Consider the following 13,474-nt stretch of genomic DNA (forward strand, 5'->3'; position numbering starts at 1 on the left):
CTCATTCAGTTGCAGTATCTTTTATATTGAGCGAGACTTCTCTTTTTTTACAGAAGATGCAGGTAAAGCAGAAGCAAACAGAGCACACAAACTTATTAAAGAGATAAGAGCTAGAGCAGATACAGAAGAATTCCATGTCAGATGTTCTCCAAAGAAAAATAGTTCTCTTACGCCATCTACCATAAACCTCATTGGCAGCCATGGATAAATCCACTCTCGATAAAAATCAGGCATAATTTCTGGGGCCATTGGAAGCAGCGGTGCGCCAAAAAATAGAATAATAACGAAAATCGGAAGTCCCTTTAGTCCTAACCATGAAAGTGCGGCTGATATCAAGGTGAAAAAACTGAAGTAAGCAATAGCTAAGAATAGTGCTGTATCCAAAAATGAAGGAACGCTTATTCCAACTACTTCAGCTAGCCACGCTAGCCCGAAACCTGCAGCTAAAGCAAGTGTAGCACCAATGATTACGAATCCTACTTGGTTAACAAATTTCTCTTTGCGAGAAGAAAACGTGATTTTGTGGATGCTGAGGAAGACAACTGCTGCCCCTGCTATGCTTGCCATCCACAGCGGCTGAAATAATGAAACGGGGGCATTTCCGTTGACACTATGAGTCCCTGTTTTATTGACGTTTATCACTGTCTTTTGAATCGGTGCAGCGAGTGCTAATGCTTGGTTTGCACTTAGTTGCGTTCCGCTTTGTTCAAATCTTTTCACTAGCTGCAAGCGCATATTTTCATTCATCTGATCAACTGCTCCGTTTAGCACCTGACTGGCTAGTGTTGAAGCAGCTGTATTCATTCCTTGATTCACTAACAATCTAATAGCAGGTGCCTCAGGCTGAGCCGTCTGAAGAGTCGCCTGTTTTTTGGTGAAATCTTTTGGAATGATAAGCGCTCCGTAGTATTTTTGATTATTTAACCCTTTTTCAACTTCTTTAGTAGTTGATACAAAAATCCATTTAACCGAAGACTGTTCAGCGCTTGAACTCTTCATATTTTGTTTTATATGATCTCCTATATTTACCTTACCCTTTGCTGGAACTGTCATTCCTTCGTCGGCATTTACAAATGCGATTGGCAAATTCTTAGGTGCTTGGCTTACTGAAGGAATTAACGTTAGGGTAAAAATGAAAATAACTGCTACCACTATAATTGGTGAAAGATATATAAGCTTTTGGTTACTTAATTTCATATAGATATCCCCTTCTTTAACCATATACACGTTGACGGAGAGATAATGTACATGCTGTTGATTAGTGATCACTATGTAAATTATAATAAATTTACCTGCATTCTCAATATGCAATAATCATGGGAATGTCGCTTACTTAACACAAAACACATAACTGTTCATTATTAAAGAAAAAAGTAGGTGTTTAAAAACTGTGGGGAATTCAAAAACAGATCGTAGAATTATTCGAACGAAGAAATTTATCCGAGATGCTTTAACAGAATTAATGGAAGAGAAAGGATTTGAAGGCGTAACGGTCAGAGATCTGACGAAAAAAGCCGATATTAATCGAGGAACTTTTTATTTACACTACCAAGACAAATACGATTTGCTTGAAAAAAGTGAAAATGAAGTCATTCAAGAAATAAAAGAATTTATCAAAAAAGCAAATCCAAATGAGATTGTATCTGCTAATTTGAAAGAACAGCCTTTGCCGTTTATTATTGCGCTTTTTGAATATATTCAAGAGAATGCGCGTTTTATGCAGGTTATGCTTGGTCCAAAAGGCAACCCTGGCTTTCATCTTAAAATTAAAGAAGTTATGAAAACCAATATGCTGGAAAAATTAGAGCTCATGGATAATAAAACGCCTCCGCTTGTTCCACTTGAACATTTAATGTCTTATGTAACGTCAGCGCATCTTGGCGTCATTCAGCACTGGCTAGAACAAGATATGAAGCAGTCACCTAGAGAAATGGCTCTGACACTCGCTAGCATGACTTTTTTGGGTCCTGCTTATGTTGCAGGCATTAAGCGAACATAAAAGAACCTGCTATTCTCTCGGAGAATAGCAGGTTCTTTTTATTAACCTTCTAGTAATAAAGATTCTGGATCTTCTAATAGTTCTTTAACAGTAGCTAGGAAGCTTACGGCTTCTTTGCCGTCAACGATACGGTGATCGTAAGAAAGTGCAATGTACATCATCGGACGATTTTCGATACGCTCTTCATCAATTGCTACCGGACGAAGCTGAACTTTGTGCATTCCTAAAATACCAACTTGAGGCCCGTTTAAAATTGGTGTAGACATTAATGAACCGAATACACCGCCGTTTGTAATTGTGAACGTTCCACCTTGTAAATCTTTTAATGCTAATTTGTTGTCGCGCGCTTTTTTCGCTAAATCAACGATAGATCCTTCGATACCAGCGAATGTTTTACGGTCAGCATCACGTACAACTGGAACAACAAGACCGTCTGGAGCTGACACAGCAATACCAATATCGTAGAATTTTTTAATTAATAACTCGTTGCCTTGAATTTCAGCATTTAATAATGGGTATTTTTTAAGTGCTGCTACTACTGCTTTTGTGAAGAATGACATAAAGCCAAGTCTTACGTCGTGCTGTTCAAAGAATTTGTCTTTACGTCGTTTGCGAAGAGCCATAACAGCCGTCATGTCTACTTCGTTAAACGTTGTCAACATAGCCGCTGTTTGCTGAACTTCAACGAGACGTTTGGCAATTGTTTGACGACGACGTGACATACGTTCGCGTTCAACAGGTTTGTCGCTATTTTCACTTGCCGCTGGAGACGGAGATACCGGGTTAGCTGGCTTACTTGCTTGTGCCTGCTGTTTTTGCTCATTTGATTTTTGATCTGCATATGAATCAATATCATGTTTACGCACACGGCCAAGAGGATCAGTAGTTGGTACTTGATCTAGCTTGATTCCGCGTTCTCTTGCTGCTTTGCGAGCTGCAGGAGAAGCAATCAGCCATTGTTTTTGATTTCCTTGTTGAGGCGCTTCAGCTGCTGGCGCTACTTCTTCAACTGTTTTTTGCTGAGCTGGAGCAGCTTCTTGTTTTGGTGCTTCCTCTGCTGGTTTTTCTTCAGCTTTTGGTGCTGCTGGTGCTGAAGCTCCTTCTTTCGCTTCAAGACGCGCAATTGTTTCACCAACTTGCACTGTGTCGCCTTCGCCAGCAAGAAGTTCTGTTAGCACACCAGAGTCTTCAGCTGTAATTTCAACGTTAACTTTATCTGTTTCAAGTTCAACGATATAATCGCCTTTTTCAACGAAATCTCCTACTTGTTTTAGCCACTGTGCAACTGTTCCTTCAGAAATTGATTCTGCTAATTCCGGTACTTTAATCTCTCCCATGGTTCATTCCCCTTCCTTATCGTGTAACAACGTCGTTAGCAATTTCATTTTTAGTTAATGCATCTTGTAAAATACGTTCTTGTTCTTGTCTGTGAACTGTTGGATCTCCTTCAGCTGGACTTGAGCGTCTTGTGCGGCCGATGTAGTCAACAGTAGCTCCTTCTGGTGCTACTTCACGCAGTCGATCTTCTACATAGTTCCATGCGCCCATGTTTTCAGGCTCTTCTTGTAACCAGACAATCTCTTTTAAATTTTTATAGCGAGCAAAGATTTCAGCAATTACGCGTCTTGGGAACGGATAAATTTGTTCTAGACGAAGAACGTGTAGCCAATCTTTATCATCTTCTGCTTTGTTTAAGCGTTCCGTTAACTCACTGCTGATTTTTCCGCTGCACAGAACGATTCGTTCAACTGCATCTTCTTTTTTGCCTAATCCAGGCTGTTCTACTACTAAGCGGAAAGAGCCCTTTGTAAACTCTTCAAGGTTTGACACACTAAAAGCATTACGAAGCAAACTTTTTGGTGTCATAACTACTAGCGGTCTTACTTCTTCGCGCTGTAAAATGGCAGCTTGTCGTCGAAGTAAGTGGAAATATTGCGCAGCGCTTGTTACGTTTGCGATTGTCCAGTTGTTTTCTCCAGCTAGCTGTAAATAACGTTCTAGACGAGCGCTTGAGTGTTCTGGCCCTTGACCTTCATGGCCGTGTGGCAGCAATAAGACCATTCCAGATTTTTGTCCCCACTTAGCACGACCTGCTGCAATAAACTGGTCAATAATAACTTGACCTGCATTGGCAAAATCACCGAATTGTGCTTCCCAAAGAACAAGCGTTTCAGGAGCAAATACATTATAGCCGTATTCAAATCCAAGCACTGAACCTTCAGATAATGGACTGTTACGAATATCAAAGGAAGCGCTTACGTTCTTCATTGCGTGTAGTGGTGAGTAAACATCCCCTGTCTTATGATCATGAAGAACAAGATGTCTATGTGCAAACGTACCACGTTCAGAATCTTGGCCTGTAATACGAATTGGCGTGCCGTCTCTTAAAATCGTAGCAAATGCAAATGCCTCACCCAATGACCAATCCACGCTTTCATTTTCTTCAAACGCTTTGGCACGTTTAGATAAGATGCGATCAAGTTTTGGAAATACGTTAAATCCTTCAGGGTATTTCACTAGCTCTTGATTCACTTCAAACAGCTCTTCTTTTGTAACAGATGTATCAATATCTGAAATTCCTTTGAAGACTGCTTGTGGCATTTCCATAATTCTATGTTGTTTTTCAGCTTTTGGCGGTACTTTCTCATAAGCTGCTTTTAACTTCGCTTGTAACTCTTCATTAATTTGATCTGCTTGACCGCTTTGAATAACGTTTTGTTCTTCGAGCTGCTTTGCATACATAGCACGAACGGTTGGACGTTTTGTCACAATTTCATACATCTTCGGCTGCGTTACAGACGGTTCATCCATTTCATTGTGGCCAAATCGACGGTATCCAATTAAATCAATCAAGAAATCTTTGTTAAAACGTCTGCGATACTCATAAGCAAAATAAGCAGCCGCTAAACAGGCTTCCGGATCATCCGCGTTTACGTGAACAATTGGAATTTCAAACCCTTTTGCTAAGTCACTTGCATATTTTGTTGAACGAGAATCGACGCTTTCTGTTGTAAATCCAATCATGTTGTTAGCAATAATGTGGATTGTTCCACCTGTTTGATAACCAGTCAATTGATTTAAGTTCAGCGTTTCTTGTACAATACCTTCACCAGGGAACGCAGCATCTCCGTGAATTAAAATCGCGAACGATTTTTTTACATCTTGTTTCGGGTATCCATTCACATCACGCTCATCTTGAGCCGCTCTTGTAAACCCTTCCACAACCGGATTAACAAACTCCAAGTGACTAGGGTTACTAGCCAATGTCAAACGAGCTCGAACTGTGTTCTCTGCTTTAATTTGTTTGTCGGCACCCAGGTGATATTTTACGTCTCCCGTCCAGCCGTAGTTGATACCGATTGAACCTTCTGAAGGAACTAATTCCTTGTTAGGCGCATGCTGGAATTCCGCAAAAATCATTTCATACGGCTTGCCTAATACGTGTGCTAATACATTTAAACGTCCACGGTGAGCCATACCGATATTAACCGTTTTTGGGCTTGTTTCCACTGAGCGTGCAATCAATTCATCTACAAGTGGAATTAACATATCTACGCCTTCAATAGAAAAGCGTTTTTGTCCGACAAATGTACGGTGTAAAAATTGTTCAAAGCCTTCTACTTCTGTTAAACGCTTTAATACAGAAGTTCTTTTCTCATTTGAAAGAGGTTGGAAAATAGCACCTGACTCGACCATATCAGTCAGCCACTTATTCTCTTCCATGTTATGTACGTGATGGAATTCAAACGCAATGGTTTTTGTGTAGACATCTGTTAAATAGTTAATTGCGTCTAAACCATTTTTGACGTGTGATGGCGCATTCGTACATAAAATATCAACCGGAATTGATTTTAAATCTTCTTGCGTTAAATTGTAATCTTCCAAGTGAAGCAAGACAGGATCTTTCTTCTCGCTTTCAAGAGGCTTAATTGACGCGTATAGATGACCATAAGCACGGATGTTTTCCGCTAGCTTAATAGCCGATGCAATTTTAGATGTGTTAGCTGAAGGTGCAGCCTGTGCGTATTCAGCTTGCTGAACCTGCTCACTTTCGTTTAATGGAGGAGCACCCCAATAATCAAATAATTCTTTTAAGTCTGGATCTACTAGATCTGACTGCTCTTCATATAACTCATACTGTTCTAATACATAGCCATAGTTCGGACCCAAAAATCCTTGCCAAGGCTCCCCTCTATTCGACGTTTCGTTACCCATGATAAAACCCCCAACGAGTTATAATAATTGTCGTACTCAACAATCTTTCCATTTTGAATGTCGATTACCTTATCGTCTGACATCTTTACAACGAGTGATAAATCTCACTGCGTGTGTATCTGATATCTGCTTATATTTTACCACTCTTTTACTCGTCAATCAAAATGAAATCGCTATATTTCTTTAATTTTTTTTACTTTTTTAATAGTCTTACTACTTTTTGAAAGCGTTTTATAAGTAAAGCTGATTAAAGGTCGAATCAGGTGTTAATTAATTGTTATTGACCTAGCTTTTGGCAAAATTAAATTGCTTGAAATATATTTTATGACTATTTAAAAAAAGAAGCAGCGTTTTGCTTCTTTTTTTAAAACTCATCTACGATTTTTTCAACGTCTTTAAAATAACCATCATCTACTTCTGTAAGCTTGCTGCTTTTCGCCGCTTCGAGTAAATGAGTGAACCAAGTTAGTTCTACTTTCAAATGCATAATCGTGCGCATAATGATCGACAGATTTGCAATGGAATGATCCACCTTTTTAACTTGGTACAAATTTTGCATTTTTTCTAAATAAGCTGCCGTTTCCTCAATCTTTTTTTCTAAAGCAGAAGCCACTTTTTTTTGATCCACGTAAGAAGTAAATGAAAGAGCAGCATAAACAGGTCTATGCATATGCTCTTTTTTTAACAGCTGTTCAAAATAAAGGCGTTCAAATTCTTCTCTTCCTGCATCCGTGATAGAATAAACGGTCTTTTCAGGTCTGTTCGTCTCTCGAATCACATCGACTACTTTCACCAACTGATCTTTTTCGAGCGTATCAAAAGCGTAATATAAAGAACCGCTTGCAAGTTTAATATAGTGCTTCATTTGTCTTTCATTAATGGTTTGCTGAATTTCATAAGGGTGCTTATTTCCTTCCATTAATAAGCCCAGTATGACTAATTTAACACTCATAACACCTTTCACCTCTTGACATGCATCTTATTTAGTAAAAAAAGCACGAATAAATTCGTGCCTTTTCTATTTTTGAGCTGCCGGTTCCTTAGCTTCTACCCGCTTTTTAGGGGGAACTTCCACTCGTTCATTTCCCATTAAAAAGACAGTAATAATAGCTACTGCAATTGGAATAAGAGCAAGCATAAATGCATACGTGATCGATGTAGACATAGCATCAACAATCTTATCTAATATTTGAGGCGGAATGCTGTTTCGGGCACTTGATTGAAAAACTGCACTCGGATCTCCTATTTGAGAAAATGCTCCTTGTGATCCATTTCCCATACCTTGAAAATTGCGCTGCAGCTCATTTGTAAATGTATTGCTTTGAATCGTTCCAAAAATCGTAACTCCCAGCGTCATTCCTAAAGAACGAGCAAATGAGTTTGTTGAGTTGGCAGAACCTCTAAACTGTGGATCTAGCTTATGAGTTGACGACGTTGGTAAAAGAGAAAAGCTAAACCCTACGCCAAATCCAGTCAAAATCATAAATACCGTGAGCATCCAACGAGGTGTATCAGGTTCCATTGTTCCTAACAAGAACATTCCTACTGCAAATGAAAAAACGGACATAATCATCAAGTTTCGGAAGCTTGTTTTTGTGAGAAAAATCCCGCCGATCGCACTTCCTGCTACCGAGCCTAACATCATCGGAGTTAAAATTAAACCTGCATTTGTAGCAGAACCTCCGTAGACAGCTTGAACGAAAATAGGAATAAATACCGTTAAAATAATAAACGTTGCTCCGTATAAGAAAGCGAGAATCTGTGATGTTGCAAATAAACGGCGCTTGAACATCCAAAATGAAATAATCGGCTCTTGCGCGCGCTTTTCCACAAAAAAGAAGAGTGACAGCGCCACAGCAAAGATAGCAAAAAGAGATAAAATTTGCGGAGAAGACCACTCATACTCTTTTCCTCCAAGTTCAAGAGCAAACATTAAACTTACTACTGAAATGACAAGAGTGGCTGCACCAGCCCAGTCAATTTTTTGCTTTTTATGACTTTTTGACTCTTTATAAAAGCGCATAATAAAAAATAACGATAAAAGTCCAATTGGCACGTTCACGTAAAACACCCAGTGCCAGCTGATGTATTCCGTAATGTAAGCACCGAGAAGCGGACCAAATACGCTTGCTGAGCCAAAAACGGCACCTAATAATCCCGTCATTTTCCCGCGTTTTTCAGGAGGGAAAATATCAAATACGATGGTAAAAGCAATCGGAAGAAGCGCTCCTCCTCCAATTCCTTGAATCGCTCGGTAAATACTTAGCTGCACAATGCTTTGTGCTAAACCACACAATGCGGATCCAAGTAAGAATACGGTTAACCCAAAAATAAAAAACCGTTTACGGCCGTACATATCAGATAGTTTACCAAATATCGGCATACCTGCCATCACGGCAACCATATAAGCGGACGTAACCCAAACAAACTTATCTAATCCGCCTAGATCAGAAATAATTTTCCCCATAGCCGTCGCTACGATGGTATTATCCATGGCTGACATAAAAATACCGAGCAGCAATCCTGCTACGATAAAACGAATATGTTTTTCTGATGAAACCATTTCAGTTCCTCCTTTCGCGTCATCTTTTTGATGAACAGAAATGATAGCTACTTAAATTATTATATTCAAATTTGAGTATTTTACAATCTTAAATGTGCTATTTTTTAGAAATAAACATAACAAAAGCGTAATGGATTCATTACGCTTTTACTGTGAACTGAGGTTCTAATTCGATCTCTACATTTCCTTGAATGGCTCTTGAAATCATACAGGACGTTTCTGCTTTTTTTATAAGTCGATTGATTTTCTCTTCTTGGGCCGCAAATTCAGGTGTGACGATCACGTGAGGTTTATGAATGATTTTTTCGTACGTAAACACACCATTCGTTACATCCACGATAGCTTCTGATTCCATCGTTAAAGCCTCCTGATGGATTCCACTTCTTTCTAGCATCGCTGCAAGCGTGATAATGTAGCAGGTGGCTGCTGCTCCTAGCAGCATTTCATCTGGATTTGTCCCGGCTCCTGGCCCGTCCATTTCTGGTGGAATAGAAATGTTTGTTTTTAATTGCCCTGCTTCAATTGTTCCCACTTCATTTCGGCCTCCTGGCCAATTTGCTTGCAAATGAAAGTGATGTTTTGCCATAGTGTATCCTTCTTTCTTCTATATAATGATGTATACTTAGCGTACCTTTTTTGCTCATAAAATAAAAATGTTCTGCTTGTAACAGCAAAAAGACTGCTAAACGTGCAGTCTTTGTTGTTCTCTAACTTAAAGGTACTTTCTTTTCGCTTTCAACGACAGTTTTGATTAATGAAGGCAGCCAGTCCTGCAGGTTCGTAAATGAATATCCCCAAAAGCTAGCTTTTTCATTGCTCATCGTCCAAGAATGATCTACTCCGTACGGAGAACTATTTTCATCCGTTAAACGAGAGGTTGTTCTTGCTGTTTTATCCGCTGCTTGTTCAATATATGAAAATAAATTTTTGAGTGAAATGGTACCATTTGAACAAGCGTTAATCGGCCCTTTTAGCTTCTGTTCTGCACACCAAACTAAAAATTCACCTGCTTCTTCCTGTGAAATGAAGTTCATTTCTGCTTCAATAGCCGGTACACCAATTTCTTCTCCATGCATAATTTTTTCTATGTGAAAACGCAAGCGGTCCGTATAATCATCTTTTCCCATAACAATTGGAAAACGGACAGCTGTTACCGAAAACGGTGCTTTTTGAAAGAATACTGCCTCGGCTTGGCGTTTTCCTTCTTGATAGGAAATATTTTCACGGCGTGTATATGAAATAGGATACTTGTATGGATCAAAATCTTCTTCATAACACGTTTTTTCTAAAGAACCATATACTGAAAGAGTCGAGGTAAGTACATAGTGACTCGTACTATGACGAAAAGCTTCAACAGCAACAGCTGCGCCGTGTGAAGAATAGCATATTTGATCGAAGATAACATCCCATTTTCTTCCTCTTGTTGTTTCGATTACAGAATCTTTTTCTACACGATCAAGAAAAATTCGCTCAACTCGGTCGCCGAAATCATCCGGTGTTTTACCTCGCGTTGCTAACGTAACCTGTACTCCTTTAGAAAGCAATGTCTGAACTAAATTTTTTCCGAAAAAACGCGTTCCACCTAACACAAGTGCTGTTTTCATCTTTTTCTCCACCTTTCATATTTGATATGGGTGACCATACCATTATTATCCAACTTTTTCATCCATAAAGCTATGAATCTTTCCGCTTATTTTTTTGTACTTCCACCTATTTTTTCGCCACTGCCGTGTTAAGATGTACATATCTAACCAAAAGGAGCGACAGCGATGAATCCTTCTCCACTTCCCCTTAAAGAACGTCTTGTTATTCTTGATATTATTCGGGGCATTGCTTTGCTGGGCATTTTTTTAGTGAATATACCGGCTTTTACTTCTCCGATATTTATTTTTCAGCTGTACAATGTTTCTTATAAGTATGAAGGAATAGATGCTTATATTGATTTATTCTTGCAGCTGTTTGTCCAAGGGAAGTTTTTTACCATCTTTTCTTTTTTGTTTGGACTTGGATGCGGAATTTTTTTGCATAGAGCTGAAGAAAAGCAGTACTTTGCCGCTGCTTTATGGTCAAGAAGAATGGCTACTTTGCTATTAATCGGGCTTTTTCATCTTGTCTTTTTCTGGTATGGAGACATTTTGCATGTGTATGCTATTGGCGGTCTTTTATTATTCTTTTTTTACAATCGAAAAGCTAAGACGATTTTGCTGTGGGCAATAGGCTTGCTATGCTTTTTTTATCTTTTGGCTTGTATGCAGTTTTTTATTCCAGCACACGTCTTGCAGGAGGCTCAGTGGGAGTATAAAGCTTCACATGAACATGTCTTAACCCAATATTTATCCACCTACAGGCAAGCAGACTATTTATCTTGGCTGTTTTATCGTTTGAATGTTGAAGTGGTGCCTATGCTATTAAATCTACCGTTTTCTATCTTTCCCGTATTTTCTATGTTGTTGTTTGGCTTATATACTGCTAAAAAAGGATTCATACATAGTATCGAACAAAACCGTTCTTTTTTTAAGAAAATTCAGTTAATATCAGGCGCAGCAGGTTTTACTTTAACTATCATTCTCGCTATCTTAAAACTAGAAATTTTAAAATATGGACTCTATCAGCAGGCGGCCATTCACCTTTTTACAAGTTTGAGCGGCATTTTTCTATGTTTTTTTTATCTTACCACCTTACTGTTATTCCTGCAATTTTCTCCTTACGCTTCGATGCTGGGTCTTTTTAAGTATAGCGGAACAATGGCCTTAACAACTTACCTTAGCCAAACTTTAATTTGCCTGTGGATGGTTCGAGCCTTTGGTTTATACGGAACTCTTACCTTAACAGAAAGCACGATTATTTGTCTCATTATATATACACTCCAGCTTCTTTTTAATAAGTGGTGGCTTTATTATTTCTATTACGGTCCGTGTGAATGGTTATGGCGGAGCTTTACATACCGATCTTTCCCACCTCTCAGACGGAATAGGAAAGCTTCAGCTTAACAGCAAATCGGCCTTCAAGTTTGAAAGCCGATTTGTCTCCTTTACTGCAAAGGCGGTATAGTTATTCGTTTAATTCCATTTGTCTCAAACTCTCGTATATAATCCATTTCTCGATGGAAAATTTGCATAAAGACTTCATTTTTTATTTCTTTAATGGGTCCTATTTGCTCTATCACATCTCGTTTAGCCATGCGATAGGCTAGCGCTTCCCAAAACACTTCGTTATCATATTCTCCAATAATATCTTGAAGAGAATCTTCATGTTCTTCTGTAAACATAACCTCACTGTTTAGCATGTGAAAAGGTCCTTTTTCAAGGAAAGGCTCTGCGTGTGAAAACATTTGTTTTTCTACGTCCGTATATTCCTGTGCATGCTCATCTTCCACTCCAGAACATGCTGTGACCATCCAGTTACCTAAATAAATTAAATCAAGCAGTTGGAAAAAGTGCGTTTCAGATAGTTGAAGTTCAATATCGGTTTTTACAGGAGCTTTTGACATAAGCGCGGATCTCTCCTTTAATTTTGAGGGTAGTTGCTACTAAATAAAATAGCTAAAAGGGTTAATATGCAGGCTAGCAGGAAAACTGAAGAAATGGCTTCACCTCTTTTCTGTAGTGTAAAAATAGAGGTACTGACATCCAAAGAAGTGAATACGAAGGGTGTAAACTTATCATAATCGAAATAAAGACAGGATACAAGACTTTTTTACTAAATTTTCTGACTATTTTCGTCATAAATACCTATTTTTGTTTTGTTTATACTAGAAAGGTCCGAAGATTGTGTGCTGAGCTGCTCAAAATAAAAAAGCGCTGAACCAGGCGCTTTAACGGTGTAAAAAAATAGATAAACCAATAAAAAAAGCAGCTAAAATAAAATCAAAAATCCATTGCCACTTCTCACGTTTTAACAATACGTGCTCTACCCCTGATAACAGCGAACTTATACTAACCAAAACAAAAATAAAGCTTAATTGGTTAAACGAAAATTTAGTGACAAAATTTGATACAAGTATGACTGCTACGGCGATGAACAGTGCCATTTGACTTATAAGTACCCATTTAATTCTCTGTTTATATCCGTCTTTTAAAGCTTGTAATAAATCGTTGCTGATCACTCTCACTAAACCCCTTTTGTATTCCTATCGTCAAAAGTAAGAACGCAGCAAAAAACGCTTATCTGCATCTTAACTACTTAGCAAAACTAGCTATTAAATCGAAACGTAAATATCAACTTGACTGTACTCAGGATCGATACAGCGTTCATCATATAATTCAAAATCTATTTTATAGGCACGATGATTTTTTTTAGCCCACTCGCGAATATAAGCCCAAGCCTCTACGACTACCTGTCTAGCTGGACCGATAGCTGTTGTAAACACCATGTATTCACCTTCTGGGATGATAAACTCTCTCATATCATCTTTCAGTTCGCCGCCGGGTAAAACTTCATATCCGAGAGCAAATGTAAAATCCATTTTTTGATTATATTCAAATTCTGTATAAAGAGCAAATGTATTACCATTTACTTTATTGGCGATTTTATTAGCTAACTGTTGTTTATAAAAAGTCTGCCAGTGCTCAGGAATAAGACCTGTGCCCGTTTCTTCCACAGGTTCATCTGTTCGAATAGGCACTCCTACAACAGTAAATTCATTTACCTTGACTACTTTTTGACTTACGACTAAGTCAGTCAACATATTGAGCCCC

At 38.6% G+C, this 13,474-nt stretch carries 12 protein-coding genes; 2 read left to right on the top strand and 10 right to left on the bottom strand.

The features are described 5' to 3' along the window. Positions 1–21 precede the first annotated feature (21 nt). Positions 22–1,197, bottom strand: coding sequence for a YhgE/Pip domain-containing protein (locus tag U9R83_RS14605; RefSeq protein ID WP_243549452.1), 1,176 nt, complete (start codon positions 1,195–1,197; stop codon positions 22–24). A gap of 193 nt (positions 1,198–1,390) precedes the next feature. Here U9R83_RS14605 and U9R83_RS14610 point away from each other — a divergent pair, with 193 nt between their 5' ends. Next, on the top strand, positions 1,391–1,999 hold the full coding sequence (locus U9R83_RS14610; protein ID WP_033579400.1) for a TetR/AcrR family transcriptional regulator: 609 nt from the start codon (positions 1,391–1,393) through the stop codon (positions 1,997–1,999). A gap of 41 nt (positions 2,000–2,040) precedes the next feature. On the opposite strand, the gene odhB is transcribed toward U9R83_RS14610, so the two are convergent. From odhB to U9R83_RS14640, 6 genes are all read right to left on the bottom strand, one after another. Further along, positions 2,041–3,336 carry a 2-oxoglutarate dehydrogenase complex dihydrolipoyllysine-residue succinyltransferase gene (odhB, locus tag U9R83_RS14615; protein ID WP_014459542.1) on the bottom strand — a complete coding sequence of 432 codons (1,296 nt, stop codon included), beginning with the start codon at positions 3,334–3,336 and terminating at the stop codon, positions 2,041–2,043. A gap of 16 nt (positions 3,337–3,352) precedes the next feature. Beyond that, positions 3,353–6,214, bottom strand: a complete 2,862-nt coding sequence (sucA, locus tag U9R83_RS14620; RefSeq protein ID WP_033579402.1) for a 2-oxoglutarate dehydrogenase E1 component — start codon at positions 6,212–6,214, stop codon at positions 3,353–3,355. A gap of 364 nt (positions 6,215–6,578) precedes the next feature. Beyond that, positions 6,579–7,166 (bottom strand): PadR family transcriptional regulator, encoded by a 588-nt coding sequence (locus U9R83_RS14625; RefSeq protein WP_028412866.1) that lies wholly within the window; start codon positions 7,164–7,166, stop codon positions 6,579–6,581. A gap of 66 nt (positions 7,167–7,232) precedes the next feature. Continuing rightward, on the bottom strand, positions 7,233–8,777 hold the full coding sequence (locus tag U9R83_RS14630) for an MDR family MFS transporter (RefSeq protein WP_028412865.1): 1,545 nt from the start codon (positions 8,775–8,777) through the stop codon (positions 7,233–7,235). 139 nt (positions 8,778–8,916) lie between these two features. Beyond that, positions 8,917–9,363 (bottom strand): OsmC family protein, encoded by a 447-nt coding sequence (locus U9R83_RS14635; protein WP_033579404.1) that lies wholly within the window; start codon positions 9,361–9,363, stop codon positions 8,917–8,919. A 121-nt stretch (positions 9,364–9,484) separates the two neighbouring features. Beyond that, a complete protein-coding gene (locus U9R83_RS14640) occupies positions 9,485–10,381 on the bottom strand; it encodes an NAD-dependent epimerase/dehydratase family protein (protein ID WP_028412863.1) in 897 nt (298 codons plus the stop codon). Positions 10,382–10,546: 165 nt separating this feature from the next. Here U9R83_RS14640 and U9R83_RS14645 point away from each other — a divergent pair, with 165 nt between their 5' ends. Then, a complete protein-coding gene (locus U9R83_RS14645; RefSeq protein ID WP_243549453.1) occupies positions 10,547–11,767 on the top strand; it encodes a DUF418 domain-containing protein in 1,221 nt (406 codons plus the stop codon). 41 nt (positions 11,768–11,808) lie between these two features. Here the strand turns inward: U9R83_RS14645 and U9R83_RS14650 are convergent, their stop codons facing one another. From U9R83_RS14650 to U9R83_RS14660, 3 genes are all read right to left on the bottom strand, one after another. Then, positions 11,809–12,267 (bottom strand): hypothetical protein, encoded by a 459-nt coding sequence (locus U9R83_RS14650; RefSeq protein WP_014459533.1) that lies wholly within the window; start codon positions 12,265–12,267, stop codon positions 11,809–11,811. A 324-nt stretch (positions 12,268–12,591) separates the two neighbouring features. Then, complete coding sequence (locus U9R83_RS14655; protein WP_014459532.1) at positions 12,592–12,882, bottom strand: hypothetical protein; 291 nt, start codon at positions 12,880–12,882, stop codon at positions 12,592–12,594. 93 nt (positions 12,883–12,975) lie between these two features. Next, positions 12,976–13,464, bottom strand: coding sequence for a GyrI-like domain-containing protein (locus U9R83_RS14660; RefSeq protein ID WP_014459531.1), 489 nt, complete (start codon positions 13,462–13,464; stop codon positions 12,976–12,978). Positions 13,465–13,474 lie beyond the last annotated feature (10 nt).

It is taken from the genome of Priestia sp. LL-8, from assembly GCF_036227845.1.
GTDB lineage: Bacteria > Bacillota > Bacilli > Bacillales > Bacillaceae_H > Priestia > Priestia zanthoxyli.

Excerpts from the sequence above, each read along its gene's own strand:
- U9R83_RS14605 (WP_243549452.1), bottom strand. The coding sequence starts at position 1,197 with ATGAAATTAAGTAACCAAAAGCTTATATATCTTTCACCAATTATAGTG.
- odhB (WP_014459542.1), bottom strand. The coding sequence starts at position 3,336 with ATGGGAGAGATTAAAGTACCGGAATTAGCAGAATCAATTTCTGAAGGA.
- sucA (WP_033579402.1), bottom strand. The coding sequence starts at position 6,214 with ATGGGTAACGAAACGTCGAATAGAGGGGAGCCTTGGCAAGGATTTTTG.
- U9R83_RS14625 (WP_028412866.1), bottom strand. The coding sequence starts at position 7,166 with ATGAGTGTTAAATTAGTCATACTGGGCTTATTAATGGAAGGAAATAAG.
- U9R83_RS14630 (WP_028412865.1), bottom strand. The coding sequence starts at position 8,777 with ATGGTTTCATCAGAAAAACATATTCGTTTTATCGTAGCAGGATTGCTG.
- U9R83_RS14635 (WP_033579404.1), bottom strand. The coding sequence starts at position 9,363 with ATGGCAAAACATCACTTTCATTTGCAAGCAAATTGGCCAGGAGGCCGA.
- U9R83_RS14640 (WP_028412863.1), bottom strand. The coding sequence starts at position 10,381 with ATGAAAACAGCACTTGTGTTAGGTGGAACGCGTTTTTTCGGAAAAAAT.
- U9R83_RS14645 (WP_243549453.1), top strand. The coding sequence starts at position 10,547 with ATGAATCCTTCTCCACTTCCCCTTAAAGAACGTCTTGTTATTCTTGAT.
- U9R83_RS14650 (WP_014459533.1), bottom strand. The coding sequence starts at position 12,267 with ATGTCAAAAGCTCCTGTAAAAACCGATATTGAACTTCAACTATCTGAA.
- U9R83_RS14660 (WP_014459531.1), bottom strand. The coding sequence starts at position 13,464 with ATGTTGACTGACTTAGTCGTAAGTCAAAAAGTAGTCAAGGTAAATGAA.